The following is a 16,007-nucleotide window of genomic DNA, read 5'->3' as shown; positions in this document are numbered from 1 at the left end:
GTTGGGCGTGTTGAAATCAAGGGTTTCGGCAGGCTCAACCCACCGGGCACGCATCCGACGCACTGTGTCGGTACGTTGGTCCGTGACAGAAGATGCGGTCCACGTGCCGATGAAACCATCCACGAACAATTTATAGAATAAAACTTCTAGCAACTATAGTCCTTCAAGAAAATATAGACTAAAATTGTGGTATGGGTAGTTCAACGGATTTCCCGGAGTCTCGGGGTGATTCATCCACCACAGCCAGTGTGGCGGAACTGATTGCCGCGCTCCCCTTGCCCAGGGTCGAGCCACTGGAGCACTGCCTCCACGCCCTCCGCGAACTGCCGCCACGTCCGGCCCCCCGAGCAACCGGGCCTGCCTCGTATTCGCAGTTGGATGGGGTCCGGTCCCTGATGGATCAGTGCTTGCACGCCGTCGCGGCCCTGCACCGGCATCAAAACCAGTGCGCGGCACTGCTGATCACGCTCGTGGAACAACTTGAATCAACCACCCTGATCGAAGGGAAGTTGCTGACGCTGGATCCCTGGCAACGCACCCACTCCCTGAACCAGGTCCGTGCCGAACTCGCCATCACCCTCCACATCCCGGAAGGCGCGGCCGGCAGGCTCATGGGGCACGCCAGCACCCTCGTTCGTGAGTTGCCCGAGTCCCTGGCCGCCATGGAATCCGGGGAGCTGGGCTGGGACTACGCAGTGGTGATCGCCGAGGAATCAGACCTGCTTCGCACCACCGGCCTCGACACAGAAACAGTCACCGCCTTCGAACAAGCACTACTGAACAAGGCTGAGGGCAGCACGCTGCGGAGATTCAAGGAGAAAGCACGTCGCCTGCGGGAACGCTCCCACCCGGAAACCATCCCCGCCCGCACCCGCCGCGCCTACACCGACCGCCGGCTTGGGGTGAGTCGGAGCCTCGATGGCATGTCCTGGCTCAGCCTCTACGCACCCTCCCCCGCGATCGAGGCGATCTGGGACCAATGCACCCTCACCGCCACCGCAGCCCAAGGCCCCCACGAAACCCGCACCCTGACCCAACTCCGCGCCGACGTGGCCGCAGCCCTGCTCCTAAACCAAACCATGACCCAGAACCACATCTACCGCCCCGCCCCCACGGACACCGTCGACAACACCCTCAGCACCGGCACCAGCCCCGGAAACGGTACAAGCGCAGGTGCAGGTGGGGCTGGAGATGGAGGTGCCAGCTCCGGTGCGGGTGCTGCCACAGGGGATGCTTGGTTCCGCCCCAGGGAGCCTGAGCCCTGTCACGGTGACCCGTTCCCGGATCCCTCTCGAGGGGCCTTCACCCTCGAAGGAGACCTGGTCCCGGCCTTTGACGATCCCGATTACTCCTCCCCCGGGTTCAGGGAACCAGATATCACAAACACCCCGTACTGGCATCCAGAACTAGACGTCATCCACCTCGACCCCGCCCCGGGTGAGGCGCCGCCCGGTACCGGACCCGACACGAGCCACAACACCCCGTACCCGCCCCTGCCACAGGCACTACCGGTGGTACTAATTCCCGTATTCTCACTACTGGGGCTGACGAATGAGCCGGCCTGGATGGAAGGCGCCGGACCCATCAGCATGGAGGTAGCCAAGCGGATGACAGAGTCGGCACCGAGCATGTACCGACTACTCGTGGACCCGATCAGTAACAACCCCTTAGAGGCTGCCATGGATAGTTACAGGATCACGAAGTCCATGCGGACCATGCTGCGCATCAGGGATGAATACTGCCAATTCCCCGGCTGCAACGCGAAAGCCTCCACCTCAGAGGTCGACCACATGCAAGCTTTCAACGCAGGCGGCAAAACCACCCCAGCAAACCTCGAACATCTCTGCAAACGCCACCACCACATGAAGCACTTCAACGACGACAAAAACCGCTACGGCCACTATCGATCCATCAACGAACCCGAACGGCACAACCTCCACCTGCGCGGCTGGACACCCAGACGCGCAGAAGGCGGCCGTGTTTCCTGGACCTCACCCTCCGGACGGTACTGCCCTCCGGAACCGGAACTCGAGCAAGCTCCCGCCTACCCGAAGTGGATCAAGGCGGGCATGGACGCCAAGCTCGCACAAAAGCTCGCAGAGCAACCTGAACACCACTGGGAACAAGAACTACTGCACACGCCAGAAGACGACGGCAGCTGGGGACCGGAAGGCATGCCCGAACCCCCACCCGGCCTCTTCCCAATCAACGCCGAGGAGGAAGAAACCCTCATCCAAGAAGCCATCCAACACGCACTCGAAAACCCCTCCCTAGGCCAAAACAACCCAAGATGACCACCAGACTGGACCCTGCAAAATTCCACAGCACTTCTGCTCCGGATTCCAAGAACAGAGAAGCCGCCGGGCGCTTGGTGCCCGGCGGCTTCATCTTGTTTGTGCTTCAGAATTGCATTGACACAGGGCCTACTTCACCAGGAGCTCCCTGAGGTCGGCCAGGATCAACTTGGCGCCGGCCGGGCCCAAGCCAAGGAACCAAACGTCGTCGTTCACTCCGTGGGCCTTGCCAGCTTTAACGGACTCCAGCTTGGACCAGATGGGACCGGCCACCACGGAAGTTTCTCCTGTGGTCGCAGGGTCACCGTAGCTGCTGTAAAACACCCAGTCGGAATCGGCCTGTTCAATGTTCTCGGCAGAAACTTCAACAGCCAGGTCGTCTATGTTCTGGTTCTCCGGGCGGGCCAGTCCCGCATCCTTGAGGATTACACCAATCAGTGACTTGTTGCCGTAAAGCCGGATCTTCCCTGGCATGAAGCGTACGAGCGAGATTTTCGGGTCACCGCTCACATCTGCCTTGAGTTGTTGCGCCTGCTCCTGGTACTCGTTGAGGACCTCCACGGCCTTTGTTTCCTCGCCGAGAGCCTTGCCAACCAGCAGGAAATTTTCCTTCCACGGGAATCCCGGGCGGATGCTGAAGACTGTCGGCGCAATGGCGGACAGTTGGGAGTACAGCTTGTCGGCCCGGAGCTTGCTGCCAACAATGAGATCGGGCTTCAGCGCGGCGATGGCCTCAAGGTTCAGATCTTGGATAGTCCCAATGGTGGCTACTCCGTCCACTTCATCAGCAAGGTAGCTGGGAATGGAATTGGCCCCCTCAGTGGTGGGCATGCCAACCGGCTTGATGCCTAGAGACAACACGTCGTCGAGTTCGCCGGTGTCCAGAACCACTACACGAGCGGGCTTGGCTTCCAGGGTTGTTTCACCGCTGGCGTGCTTGATGACGCGGGGGAAGACTCCAGCAGCGGCGTCGGTGCCGAGCTTTGCGGTCTCTTCGTCGGCAGTGGTGAATTTGGAGCCGCCGATGGCCACATCAGCATTTCCGGCACCGGAACTTTGCTTGGCCCCCGTCGTGCAGCCGGCCAGGACGCCAAGTGCTACAACTGCGCCAAGTGCCTGCAAGACAAGGCGTCGGCCCCTGCGGGCGGTGGGAGTTTGAATAGTGGAATCGTCGTTTTTCACGCGCTAAGGCTACCCTAATAAGGGACGGATTTCGTCCCGGAGTGGTGACAGTCACAAATGTGGTGTTTCCTAATTATTCAAGCACCAATGGAGCCGTCTAAAGTGTCCCAAGTGACAACACGAAGCATTGGGCAGTCCGGTCCAGCCACCAAGCCTCCAAGGGTGCTGAACAAGAGTTCCCCAGGGAGGATTCTCATTCTTGCCGCAGCCGCGGTTCTGCTGATGGCGGCAACGATTCTGAGTCTGGGAGTCGGTGCAAAGTTCATACCCGCGGCGGAGGTGTTGACCGCTTTCCTGGATCCCCAAGATACGGTCAACCACGCGATAATCCTGGAGAGCCGGCTGCCTCGGACTTTGATGGGCATCGCGGTAGGAATTTCCTTGGGCGTTGCCGGTGCACTTATTCAAGCCATCACCCGCAATCCCCTTGCCGATCCGGGAATTCTTGGTGTGAATGCCGGAGCTTCGTTTGCCATGGTCATGGCCGTTGGCACATTCGGCGTCGCATCGCTCACTGCATCCATCTGGTTTGCCCTTGCCGGAGCCATCCTGGCCACGGTGGCCGTTTACCTCATCGGTACGTCCGGACGAAACGTTGTGAATCCCATTCGGTTGACGCTTGCCGGAGTTGCGCTCGGAGCAGTCCTGACAGGCATCGGCTCAGGGCTGACGCTTTTGAATCCAAAGGCCTTCGATCACTTGCGTTCCTGGAATATTGGATCGCTGGATCAGCGGACCATGGAAATGGTGTTGACCGTGGCGCCATTTATGGGCGCAGGTCTATTGTTTTCCCTTATCACCGTTGGCGGGTTGAATGCCATGGCGTTAGGTGATGATTTGGCGACGTCGCTGGGCAGTAACGTGAATCGCACGCGAATCTTCGGTGTTGTGGCTATAACCCTTCTCAGCGGATCGGCAACCGCAGCCGTTGGAGCCATCGGCTTTGTTGGGCTGATGATCCCCCACGTGGCCCGGTGGATCATGGGGCCTGACCAGCGCTGGATTATGGCCGCCACCATCATCTTCTCCCCTTTGCTCCTCCTGTTCTCTGACGTGGTCGGCAGGGTCGTGGTGCCGGGCGAGTTGCCCGTAGGTGTTGTGACAGCGTTCATCGGCGCACCCGTTCTGGTGGGCTTGGCCCGGCGCAAGAAAGTGAGCGGACTGTGAGCATTTCACGCCCAGATGTTAACTTCGGCCCCAGCACGCTGGTGATGCGCAGCAAAGCCGGCAGCTTCAGCGCCAGGATGCAAACCCGTACGTTCACGGTTTGTGCCGTGGTCACACTTGCCGCGTTTTTTCTCGCAATAGTTGCGCTGGCAACCGGTGACTTTGCCGTGCCGCTGACGGAAGCTGTCCGAGCACTCACCGGCAACGCAGACGCCATGACCACCACAGTGGTGACGCAGTGGCGGCTGCCCCGGGTCTTGATGGCCTTGGTCCTTGGCGCCAGCCTGGGCATGAGCGGGGCCATCTTCCAATCAATCACGCGGAATCCTCTCGGCAGCCCCGATGTCATCGGCTTCAACACGGGAGCCTACACAGGGGCCTTGCTGGTGATTCTGGCCGTGGGTGGCAGCTACTGGCAAATCGCCGGCGGGGCACTTCTTGGCGGACTTCTGACTGCGTTGGTTGTGTATCTCTTGGCTTTTCGGCGCGGCTCACAGGGCTTTCGACTCATCATCGTTGGCATCGGCATTAGCGCCATGCTCGCTGCGTTTAATCATTGGCTCATCTTGCAGGCCGATCTGGAGACTGCCATGACCGCAGCTGTGTGGGGAGCAGGATCACTCAACGGAATTTCCTGGTCTCAAGCCGTTCCTGCCGTGACGGTTGTGACTGTAGTGGCGGTAGCAACGCTGGCGCTCTCACAACGCATGCGGATGCTCGAACTGGGCGACGACGCGGCGCGCGCCTTGGGTGTTCGCAGCGAGCCGACGCGCCTGCTGCTTTTGCTCCTGGGTGTTGCCTTGACGGCGGCGGCCACGGCCGTGGCCGGTCCCATCGCCTTTGTAGCGCTGGCCGCGCCACAGTTGGCGCGCCGCCTGTGCAGGAACACAGGCATCACGGTGGTGCCTTCCGCGGTGGTCGGAGCTTTCTTGCTCATGGCCAGCGACCTCACGGCCCAGCGACTTTTCGCGCCGATCCAATTGCCGGTGGGCGTCGTGACCGTCAGCATCGGCGGCATCTATCTCATCTGGCTACTCGCCAGGGAAGCAAGGAAATCATGAGCCTTTCAACAGCTGACCATGTTGGGCTTCACGCCAAGGAAGTGACACTCGGTTATGACCAGCGCGTGATCTCGGCGAACCTGAACGTGCAAATCCCCGAGGGATCCTTTACCGTCATCGTGGGCCCCAATGCTTGCGGCAAATCAACATTGTTGAGGGCGCTCGCCCGGCTGATCAAACCAAGTGAAGGCCAGATCCTGCTCGACGGCAGGTCTGTTGCCAGCTTCCCCGCCAAGGAATTGGCCCGGAAGTTGGGACTGCTCCCCCAATCCTCCATAGCTCCCGAGGGAATTACGGTTGCTGATCTGGTAGCGCGTGGACGGTACCCGCACCAGAAGCTGCTGCGCCAGTGGGGCACCGCCGACGAGACCGCCGTTGTCGAGGCCATGGCCGCAACGGGTGTAGAAGCGCTCTCACATCGTCTCGTGGATGAGCTGTCCGGCGGTCAGCGCCAGCGTGTCTGGGTGGCCATGGTGTTGGCCCAACAAACACCGGTGCTGCTTCTTGATGAGCCAACAACGTTCTTGGATATTGCACATCAAATTGAACTGCTTGATCTTTGCCGGGATCTCAACGAAGGCAGTGGACGCACCCTGGTGGCCGTATTGCACGATCTCAATCACGCTTGCCGTTACGCCAGTAATATCATCGCCATGAAGGATGGAGCCGTAGTGGCCGAAGGTGCCCCTGCCGATGTGGTCACCGAGGAACTCGTGGAGCATGTTTTTGGCATGCCGTGCCGCATCATTGAGGACCCAGTTTCGCATACCCCCCTCGTGATCCCGCTCGGCCGGCCCCGTCCCTAGGCTGCAGTGCACTAAATAGTGGCTTAGCTCAGGTTCCTGTCGCCTGACTTTTTCACAACTGCATTTACTTCTTCCGGGCCACATTCCGTTGCGGCCCACGAGGCCAGCAGGTGGAGGGCTTCTTCGGAGGGCGAGCCTGGCTCGGCCGCGTAGATCGTCAGCGTGAGCCCAGGTTCGGCCGCCATTTCCAAGCCCTCGTAGGCCAAGGTGAGTTCTCCAACCACGGGATGGTGGAAGGTCTTGGAGCCGGTGCCATGATGCCGAACGTTGTGCGCACCCCAGCGCCGACGGAACTCCCCCGATCGGGTGCTTAGCTCACCAATAAGATCGTGAAGTTCCTTGTTGTGGGGGTCCCGGGCAGCCTCGGTGCGCAGAATTGCCACCGTCACTTCGGCAAACAGCTCCCAGTCCGGGTAGAACGAACGGGACCGTTCGTCAAGGAACGTATACCGAGCAATGTTTGGGTGGTGTCCCGGCATGTCATACAGGTCCCGATAAAAGGCGCGAGCCAGGTTGTTCACAGCCAACAAGTCCATGCGGCCGTTGCGGACAAAAGCGGGACCTGCCGTGACGGCGTCGAGCGTCCATTGCAGACTTGGGTGCGCCACCCACGACTTGGAATTTCGGCGCCGTGGTGGTCTTGCGACCGGGCTGGCCGCGTGCGCCAGATCGAAGAGGTGGGCTCGTTCGGCGTCGTCAAGACGAAGCGCTTTGGCGACGCTGTCGAGAACCTCGGGGGAAGCGCCGCTGATGGAACCGCGTTCCATGCGGGTGTAATATTCGATGCTCACCCCGGCCACCGTGGCAACTTCGCTTCGACGCAGCCCCTTGACTCGCCTGTTGGTGCCGGCGGGAAGACCGATTTGCTCGGGTGTCACCTGGGCGCGGCGCGAGGAAAGAAACTCACGCACTTCGTCTCGATTGTTCATGACTCCACCCTAGCCAGCGGGCTGCAGCCATGGGAGTCCCTGCGGGTGCCCCTCATGGACGGGTGAACCACACGCCTCCTAATCCAGCAAGGCGTCCATGCCAAGAACTGTGCCCTCCGGAAGCAACGGAACATAGCGGTCGTAGATGGCCTGGCGGGCCCGGCGACCGGCTTCCACTCCTCGTCGGGCCGCAATGTCCTCGAAGATCTCACGGTCCAACGATGCCGAGGCGGCCTCGGTTCTCTCGGTCGCGTCCGAACCTGAGAGCTGCTGGGTAATCAACCCAACGATTGCCTCCGCCACAGCACGTCCACACATGGTCAGCAAGGCATTGCCGCTGGCTTCCCACACAGCCAAGTGAAAGTCCACGTCAGCCCGGGCAAAGGCTTCAGCATCCTTACCGACGGCCTGCTCCATGCGTTCTATGGCCGAACTCATGGACGCCAATTGCTCGGCGTTGTGCAGTGCTGCAGCCAGGCGGCATGCAGATGATTCCAGGACCAGCCGAAACTGAACCAGCTCCGACATGGACAAGGAGTCCATGCGCGCCATGGTGACGAAGGAGCGGGTCATTGATTCCGGTGAGGGTTCCAAAACCTTGGGTCCGCCGCGCCCGCCCGGTTTGGATTCAACCAAACCCATGGACTGCAGGACCCGCAATGCCTCACGGACAGTTGGCCTGCTCACGGAAAACTGAACCATCAGTTCTCGTTCGGAGGGCAAATGATCACCGGCAGCGATCGCTCCAGAGGTGATGGCCGTTTCAATCTGCTCGACAACCCGCTCATAAGTGAGGGTTGCGACTGCTGGCGTGAAGGTGACTGTTTTCATCGGTGCCTTAGGTCGGTGGAACTATGGATGTGCGAGCTGTTGCTGAACTGGTAGGACCAGCCAACTGATTAGAAATATACAACCATTGCCGATTTCACATCAGTGCCGAGGTGTTGGGAATCTTAGGCAATGAGTGCGGTCCCATCCAGCAGCATGGACGGGACCGCGCGGTCACATTGCACAATTGCACGTCATCTTTGACCCGGTTCGCAGCGGTGGCTCGCATGGACCCGTAGATTTCAACAACACATGTACACAATATAACTGGCCTGACCATTGAAATATGGTGGCTTATGAACTTCAATGGTGTTGGACAGGTCACATTGAAGAGTCGATCGAACACTAGATTCCAACCGATGGGGTACACATGCTTCGCTCAAACAAAATAAGCCGGTCGATGGTGTTGCTGCTGGCAGCCTCGCTGTCGCTAACCGCTTGCAATGCAGGCTCGTCGTCGGGCACCAACGACGCCGAGGCCAAGACGTCGCTGACTGTGGCCCTTACCGGTCCCCCGGTAAACCTCGATTTCACCACTACGGCAGGTGCCGCCATTCCCCAGGCACTTATGGCAAACATTTATCAGGGTCTGGTGCGCATAGACCAGGACGGTAAATTGCAGCCACTGCTTGCCGACTCCTGGGAGCTGAGCGAAGACCGTAAGACTTACACGTTCAAACTTCACCCCGGCGTGACGTTCTCTTCCGGTGATGCCTTCACGGCAGAGGACGTCAAGTTCAGCATTGAACGCGTCAAGTCCGATGCTTGGAAGTCCAGCCTGAAGAACAAGATGAATGTTGTTAAGGCCGTCTCCGTTGTCAGCGATACCGAAGTAAAGGTGGAGCTCAGCCAGCCCAGCAATGCATGGCTCTACGACATGGGCTCGCCTATCGGCGCCATGTTCGATCCCAATGGAGTTTCAGCCCTTGCCACCACGCCGGTAGGAACGGGGCCCTTTACTGTCAGCGCGTGGAAGCCGGGCGAGGCCCTTGAACTGGCTGCACGCACGGACTACTGGGGCACGGCACCTTCGCTGAAAACCGCAACCCTTCGCTACTTTGCGGATGCCACGGCCACCACCAATGCCCTCCAGTCGGGGACGTCGACGTGGTTTACAACATGCAGTCCCCCGAACTGCTTTCAAGCTTCAAAGACAACAAGGACTACCAGGTTCTCGAGGGCACATCCACGGGCAAGATCGTCTTGTCGATGAATAACAAGACGGCACCCTTCAATGATGTGCGCGTCCGACAGGCCGTTATGTACGCCGTGGACCGCAAAGCCGTCATGGATACCGCATGGAACGGCATGGGAACGCTGATCGGCGGACCCGTCCCGCCGTCTGATCCCTACTACGAAGACCTCAACGACGTGTACCCCTTCAACCCGGAGAAGGCCCGGGCGTTGCTGAAGGAGGCAGGTGTTGAGAATCTGAACATTACGTTCTCGGTTCCCACACGCCCATACGCCACCGCGGTATCGGAAATTGTCGTCTCGCAGCTCAAGGATGTCGGCATCAACGCAAAAATCGCCTCGACAGAGTTCCCGGCCGTTTGGCTGGACCAGGTCTTCACCAAGCACGACTACCAAATGTCCGTCATTCTGGCTGTTGAATCACGCGATGTTTTGACCATGTTCAATGACCCGGACTACTACATTGGCTTTGATAATTCAAAGATCAAGGAAGACGCCGCGGCAGCCGACACCGCCGATGAAGCCGGTTATGTTTCCGGTATGAAGAAGGTTGTCAAGAGCATCGTTGACGATGCCGGTTCCGATGTCTTGTTCCTTTTCCCCAACATTGTGGTGGCCAAGTCCGAGGTAACCGGGATTCCAGCCAATGCCGTGTCAACCGGCTTGGACGTAAGCTCCATGGGGTGGAAGTAGTCAGGTCCGCTGAGTGTGGCTGGCAGTGCGGATGAATCGAACGATCGAATGAATGGGATCCCGGCATGGTGATGCGTATTTTGACCAACCTGGTCAGGTTTGTGGCAACCTTTGTGGCGGCCACGGTCCTGGTATTCCTTGTGATGCGCACCGTGCCGGGAGATCCGGCCCAGATCGCACTTGGCGTTGATGCAACACCGGAGCTGATTGCACAAACCCGTGCTGAGTTCGGAACCGATCGTCCACTCATAGTGCAGTACCTGGAGTGGGCCCGGGGCCTGCCATTTGGTGAATTCGGCACTTCCTACGTGACCCACCAAAACATCAGCCCACTCGTTGCCGATCGTGTCCAGGTATCGCTGATTCTGGTGGTCCTGGCGATGCTGGTGGCGTTGGTCATTGCCATTCCGATGGGAACGTTGGCCGCCGTCAAGCATCGAAGGGCCTCGGGCGCGCTCATCAGTGCCATCAGCCAGCTAGCCATTGCCATTCCCGGCTTCCTTGCCGGAATCCTGCTGGTAGTGATATTTGCCCTGAACCTGGGCTGGTTCCCCGCCAATGGCTGGACCCCGCCGGGGCAGGACTTTGGCCAATTCCTATCCCGGGTGGCGTTGCCCGTGCTGGCGCTGGCCTCCGTCCAGGCGGCAATTCTGACCCGGTACGTCCGTTCGGCCGTCCTAGAGGTAATGAGTGAAGACTACTTGCGGACAGCGCGGGCCAAGGGGTTGTCGCCCCTTGCTGCGCTGCTCAAGCACGGATTGCGGAACGCCGCCATCCCCGTCTTGACTGTCACCTCGGTCCAGTTGGCCGCATTGATCATTGGCGCTGTCGTCATCGAGAGAGTCTTTGTGATCCCAGGACTGGGCTCCATGTTGTTGGATGCCGTTGGCAACCGGGACCTGCTCACGGTTCAATCCGTGGTGATGGTGCTGGTAGGGATCACCTTGGTCATCAATTTGCTGGTGGACGTGTTCTATACCGTCCTCGATCCGCGCATTCGGAAATCGGCTTAGGGGATTCGCCATGGCAACAAAGATCAAGATCATCAGCCCCGTGAAGCGGCGCCGCCCGTGGCGCGGATCCATGCTCGTGGGGGCAATCTTAGTGGGTGTGGTGGTTCTCTCCGCCCTGCTTTCCTACGTTTGGACGCCCTTTGACCCGGTTCAGGCCTATCCGTTGGACCGGTTGCAGGGACCAAGCCTGACGCACCTGATGGGGACAGACCGTTATGGACGGGACGTGTTCTCTGGAATCCTTTACGGTGCCCGCATCACTTTGCTCGTTGGCATGGTTTCGGTAGGCATTGCATTGCTCTTGGGCACCCCCCTGGGAATTCTTGCAGGCATGAAACGTGGCGCCACGGAGGAAGTGACAATGCGTTTTGCTGACATCCTGTTGGCTTTTCCGGCCCTTCTGCTGGCCATCATGTTTTCCGCCATTTTCGGAGCCAGCACCGTAACGGCCATGGTCGCCATTGGTCTTGGTTCCGTTCCCGGCTTCGCCCGGGTGGCACGGTCAGGCACGCTTCAGGTCATGAGCACCGAGTATGTCCAGGCCGCCAAGGCATCCAGCCAACCGGCTCTTCGGATTGCCCGCCGGCATGTTTTGCCCAACATCATTGGCATGGTGGTGGTGCAGTGCTCGGTAACCTTTGCGCTGGCCGTCTTGGCCGAGGCGGCCTTGTCCTTCCTTGGGCTGGGCACACCGCCGCCGGTTCCAAGCTGGGGACGCATGCTTCAGGAGTCTCAACAATTTCTGGGCACGTTTCCGCTGCTTGCCTTCTGGCCCGGCCTGGCCATCGCGGTTGCCGTGATGGGTTTCAACATGTTGGGTGATGGACTGCGGGACCGCTTTGATCCCAAACTGAACGGAGACCGCCCGTGAACACCACCGCACCATCACTGCTGACCGTTGAAAATCTCGCCGTGAACTATGGCGGTTTCGGCCTGGTCCGAGATGTCTCGTTTGCCATGGCCCGTGGAGAGCGGATTGGCTTGATTGGCGAGTCCGGTTCCGGCAAGTCACTGACCACCACAGCACTTATGGGCCTGTTGCCCGAGGGCTTGCAGGCCAGTGGCGCAGTGCACCTGGATGGCCACAGTCACAACTTCATCGGAGCCACGGACGCTTCGATGCGCAAAATCCGTGGCCGCGACATGACCATGGTGTTCCAGGAGCCACTCACCGCACTGAATCCCCTGATGCGGGTGGGTGCCCAGGTCGCAGAGATCATGACGGTGCACGGGACTGCCGGATCCCGCCGCGAGGCGAAGGCCAAGGCCATCGAGATGCTGGCCGCCGTGAAGCTGCCTGATCCTGCCGAAGCGGCACACGCATACCCCCACCAGCTGTCCGGCGGCCAGCGCCAACGCGTCATGCTGGCTATGGCGCTTGCCAACGATCCTGCCTTGTTGTTGTGCGATGAGCCCACCACGGCGTTGGACGTCACGGTGCAGCGCCAAGTCCTGGATTTGGTTTTGGAGTCTGTGAAGGAACGCGGCACGGGGCTGTTGTTCATTACCCATGACCTGGCCGTCGTTGCCAATATGTGTACCCGGGTTCTCGTCATGAACAACGGCAGCGTGGTTGAGGAGGGGCGCACTGAAGATATCTTCACTCGCCCCCAGCACAGCTACACTCGGGGGCTGCTCGCGGCCAGTGATATGGAAGCCAAGGACAATGACGGACGCCTATTCACCGTCACCTCAGCCGCCGCATATGTGCCACCCAGCCCGGAAGAGGCCCTCCTGCGAGCCAAGGCGGCAGCCGCCGTGAGTGCCGCAACCGCTAAGGACGACGTCGATCCCGCCCCGGAGCCTGAGGCGGACGTTGTGCCTCCTGTCATCTCCGTGACGGGGCTGACCCGCACCTACCGGCGCGATCGAACGTCTCTCTTTGGCAAGGCCTCGGAGGTGCATGCGCTCAAGGATGTGAACTTCGTTGTCCGGCCCGGCGAACGCCTCGGCGTTGTTGGTGAATCCGGCTCTGGAAAGTCCACCCTGTTGCGGATCCTTGCAGGACTTGACCAACCAACAACAGGTTCCGCAGTGGTCGCCGGCAACGAGGTGGCCGGCGCCGCCGAGCGGAGCCTGGTCCAATTGCGCCAGGAGCTGCAGATTGTCTTCCAGGACCCCATGGGTTCCCTCAATCCGCGCATGCGGGTGCTTGACATCATCACCGAGCCACTCTTGGTTCCTGGCCGCACGGAGACGGCCGCGCAGCGCCGTGACATGGCCGTATCAATGCTTGATGCCGTGGGGCTGGGCCCGGAAACCCTTGAGCGGTATCCGCACCAGTTCTCAGGTGGCCAGCGCCAGCGCATTTCCATAGCCCGAGCCCTGATTTGTCGGCCACGGGTGTTGGTGGCCGACGAACCCGTTTCGGCCTTGGACGTCTCCGTCCGGGCACAGGTCCTGAACCTGCTGGCGGACTTGGTGGACCAGTACCAGTTGACTCTCGTTTTTGTTTCTCACGACCTGGCGGTGGTGCGGCATCTGTGTGATCGGGTGGTGGTCATGCGCAAGGGAGAGATTGTGGAGGCCGGCGAAACCGAAAGTGTTTATCAGAATCCACAGCATCCTTACACGCAAAAACTCGTGGCGAGTTCAATGAATCTTCGCACCGAAGTTCTCGCCAGGGAGTCCCTGGCGCTGCAGAACGACTAGCAAACACCAATGAAAGGACCGTCATGAACCAGCCTGAACACGATTTATCGGCACGTGAGCTCTCTGCCGCCTACGCCTCGGGGTTGGATCCTCGGGAGGTTGCCGAGTCGGTGCTGTCACGGATTGCCGATCTTGAGCCGGTCCTCAACGCGTTCTACGTCCACGATCCGGAGCAGGTTCGTCGTGATGCCGAGGCTTCGGCCAAACGGTGGGCCACTGGTACGCAGCTTTCGGCGTTCGACGGCGTCCCTGCCACTGTAAAGGAGAACATCACCCGAATCGGAGTGTCCGTCCCCTCTGGAACCGCCATTTCCAACCCACCTGTTGCGACAGAGAACGCGCCCGTCACGGACAGGCTGCTGGAGGCTGGAATCGTCATTCTGGGTTCCACTACGATGCCTGACTGGGGAATGCTGTCCTCGGGTGTGTCTTCCCTGCATGGGATCAGCCGCAATGCGCTGGATCCTTCGTTGACAACTGGAGGGTCGAGCGCCGGAGCCGGCGCAGCAGCCGCAGCCGGGTACGGCCCGTGGCACGTTGGCACCGATATTGGTGGTTCCATCCGGCTTCCGGGGACCTGGTCTGGCTTGGCCACCTTGAAACCCAGCGCTGGACTGGTCCCGCTCAACGTGCCCTATCTTGGCAGGGCTGCAGGACCGTTGGCCCGCACGGCCGCAGATTCGGCCGCACTCATGAGCCTTATCGCGCGGCCTGACCTCCGCGACTATTCCGCGCGTCCCTACCCAGCCATGGACTGGTTCGCCGGCCCGGCCAACCCCGCCGGACTGCGGGTCGCCGTGCAACTGGACGCCGGCTCCGGTGCTGGCGTTGATCCGCAGGTAGCCGCAGCCGTGCAACGCGCGGCGGAACTTTTTGCCGCGGCCGGTGCCCACGTTGTGGAACTTCCCCCGTTCATGACCCCGGCCCAACTTGCCGGGATCGACGCATTCTGGCGGACCCGGTCTTGGGCTGATTACAGCGCACTCAATGAGGAACAGCGTGATGAGGTGCTGCCCTACATTGCACGCTGGTGTTCAGGAGGTAAGGATTACGACGGCGTTGCCACCATGGAGCACTACCACCGCTTCGCCCAGGTACAACAGGCTACGATCTTTGCTACCGCCGGTTTTGACCTGGTGCTATCCCCCGTGGCGCCGATGGTGGCGTTTCCTGCGGAGCAGCCCATGCCTGTGGATGATCCAGACTTGCCGATGGCCCATATTTCATTTACCTTGCCGTACAACATCTCGGGCCAGCCTGCTGCCACCGTCAACTGCGGCTTCTCGCCCGACGGCCGGACAATCGGGCTGCAGTTGGCTGGCCCAGTAGGTTCCGATGACAAGGTATTGGCGGCGGCCGCATGGTTTGAAACGGTGCGGGGAGACACGGTCCCGGATTGGGCCCGCGCCTCCTCTCACACGGAGCTCAAGCTGGCGGGGTGAACCGACCGTCGATGGCGGTCCAACCGCCATCGACGGTCAAGACCGATCCGGTCACAAAACTGGCCGCATCCGAAGCCAGGTAGACCACGGCGCCTGCCAGTTCCTCCGGGCGGGACCAGCGACCCAACGCACTCTTGTTTGCGTAGGCGTTGTACCACTCCGGGTTCGCCTTGATCTGGGCCGTCAGCGGCGTCTCGACGACGCCCGGTGCAATCGCGTTGACACGCACGCCCTGTTCCCCGAATTCCGCGGCGGCCGTGCGGATCAACTGAACCAGACCAGCCTTCGTGGCGGCATAGGCGCCCTGGCCGGGCTCAACCACGGAGGCTCGAATCGAGGAAAATCCTGTGATCGAGCCGCCGCCCCGAGCTGCCATCTGCGGAGCGAAGGCCCGGATCAGGGCGAAGGAGGCGCGCAAGTTGAGGTTCACTACGCGATCAAATTCCTCCATGGTGTAATCCGCTATCCGTTTGCGGACATTGGTGGCCGCCGTAAAAACCAAGGCGTCCAGTTCGGGATAGGCCACGGCGGCGGCCGTGACGGCGTCCACGTCGGTGACATCCAACGCAATGGCGGTGGCGCCCCCGCCGGCCATCACGGCACTTTCCTGGGCGGCTTCAACGTTGCGGTCCGCGCAGATGACAGTGGCCCCCTGGGCGGCCAGGGCAAGGGTGGACTCGCGGCCGATGCCGCTGCCGGCCCCAATCACCATGGCGAGGCGTCCATCGAGGCGGAACAGTTGGGTG

At 60.5% G+C, this 16,007-nt stretch carries 12 protein-coding genes and 1 pseudogene; 9 read left to right on the top strand and 4 right to left on the bottom strand.

Annotated features, from left to right (window positions below):
• Positions 1-191 precede the first annotated feature (191 nt).
• Positions 192-2,294, top strand: coding sequence for an HNH endonuclease signature motif containing protein (locus BLV41_RS06440; protein ID WP_074711060.1), 2,103 nt, complete (start codon positions 192-194; stop codon positions 2,292-2,294).
• Positions 2,295-2,423: 129 nt separating this feature from the next.
• Here BLV41_RS06440 and BLV41_RS06435 read toward each other — a convergent pair whose 3' ends face one another.
• Complete coding sequence (locus BLV41_RS06435) at positions 2,424-3,476, bottom strand: ABC transporter substrate-binding protein (protein WP_483073312.1); 1,053 nt, start codon at positions 3,474-3,476, stop codon at positions 2,424-2,426.
• 87 nt (positions 3,477-3,563) lie between these two features.
• Here BLV41_RS06435 and BLV41_RS06430 point away from each other — a divergent pair, with 87 nt between their 5' ends.
• The 3 genes from BLV41_RS06430 to BLV41_RS06420 are packed head-to-tail and all read left to right on the top strand — an operon-like array spanning position 3,564 to position 6,510.
• Positions 3,564-4,643, top strand: a complete 1,080-nt coding sequence (locus tag BLV41_RS06430) for an iron chelate uptake ABC transporter family permease subunit (RefSeq protein ID WP_170835434.1) — start codon at positions 3,564-3,566, stop codon at positions 4,641-4,643.
• Positions 4,644-4,687: 44 nt separating this feature from the next.
• Positions 4,688-5,704 carry an iron-enterobactin ABC transporter permease gene (gene fepG / locus BLV41_RS06425; protein ID WP_074713146.1) on the top strand — a complete coding sequence of 339 codons (1,017 nt, stop codon included), beginning with the start codon at positions 4,688-4,690 and terminating at the stop codon, positions 5,702-5,704.
• On the top strand, positions 5,701-6,510 hold the full coding sequence (locus tag BLV41_RS06420; RefSeq protein WP_074711058.1) for an ABC transporter ATP-binding protein: 810 nt from the start codon (positions 5,701-5,703) through the stop codon (positions 6,508-6,510). The genes fepG and BLV41_RS06420 overlap by 4 nt, the downstream gene beginning before the upstream one ends.
• Before the next feature lie 23 nt (positions 6,511-6,533).
• On the opposite strand, the gene BLV41_RS06415 is transcribed toward BLV41_RS06420, so the two are convergent.
• Positions 6,534-7,439, bottom strand: a complete 906-nt coding sequence (locus tag BLV41_RS06415; protein WP_074711057.1) for a helix-turn-helix transcriptional regulator — start codon at positions 7,437-7,439, stop codon at positions 6,534-6,536.
• Positions 7,440-7,517: 78 nt separating this feature from the next.
• Complete coding sequence (locus tag BLV41_RS06410; RefSeq protein ID WP_074711056.1) at positions 7,518-8,270, bottom strand: FadR/GntR family transcriptional regulator; 753 nt, start codon at positions 8,268-8,270, stop codon at positions 7,518-7,520.
• A gap of 367 nt (positions 8,271-8,637) precedes the next feature.
• On the opposite strand from BLV41_RS06410, the pseudogene BLV41_RS23020 reads away from it, so the two are divergent.
• The 5 genes and pseudogenes from BLV41_RS23020 to BLV41_RS06385 all read left to right on the top strand — a co-directional run bounded on the left by BLV41_RS23020 (position 8,638) and on the right by BLV41_RS06385 (position 15,261).
• Positions 8,638-10,154, top strand: a pseudogene (locus BLV41_RS23020) (ABC transporter substrate-binding protein).
• A gap of 65 nt (positions 10,155-10,219) precedes the next feature.
• Complete coding sequence (locus BLV41_RS06400; RefSeq protein ID WP_074711055.1) at positions 10,220-11,167, top strand: ABC transporter permease; 948 nt, start codon at positions 10,220-10,222, stop codon at positions 11,165-11,167.
• 10 nt (positions 11,168-11,177) lie between these two features.
• The gene (locus BLV41_RS06395) at positions 11,178-12,038 is read left to right on the top strand and encodes an ABC transporter permease (protein ID WP_074711054.1); all 861 of its coding nucleotides are present in this window, start codon (positions 11,178-11,180) and stop codon (positions 12,036-12,038) included.
• Positions 12,035-13,819, top strand: coding sequence for an ABC transporter ATP-binding protein (locus tag BLV41_RS06390; protein WP_074711053.1), 1,785 nt, complete (start codon positions 12,035-12,037; stop codon positions 13,817-13,819). Before BLV41_RS06395 ends, BLV41_RS06390 begins: the two co-directional genes overlap by 4 nt.
• Before the next feature lie 23 nt (positions 13,820-13,842).
• Positions 13,843-15,261, top strand: a complete 1,419-nt coding sequence (locus tag BLV41_RS06385; protein WP_074711052.1) for an amidase — start codon at positions 13,843-13,845, stop codon at positions 15,259-15,261.
• Here BLV41_RS06385 and BLV41_RS06380 read toward each other — a convergent pair.
• Positions 15,245-15,973 carry an SDR family NAD(P)-dependent oxidoreductase gene (locus BLV41_RS06380; RefSeq protein ID WP_425284286.1) on the bottom strand — a complete coding sequence of 243 codons (729 nt, stop codon included), beginning with the start codon at positions 15,971-15,973 and terminating at the stop codon, positions 15,245-15,247. The genes BLV41_RS06385 and BLV41_RS06380 overlap by 17 nt on opposite strands.
• Positions 15,974-16,007 lie beyond the last annotated feature (34 nt).

The sequence above is a fragment of the Arthrobacter alpinus genome, from assembly GCF_900105965.1.
GTDB lineage: Bacteria > Actinomycetota > Actinomycetes > Actinomycetales > Micrococcaceae > Specibacter > Specibacter alpinus.
This window is presented reverse-complemented; position numbering and strand designations above follow the sequence as displayed.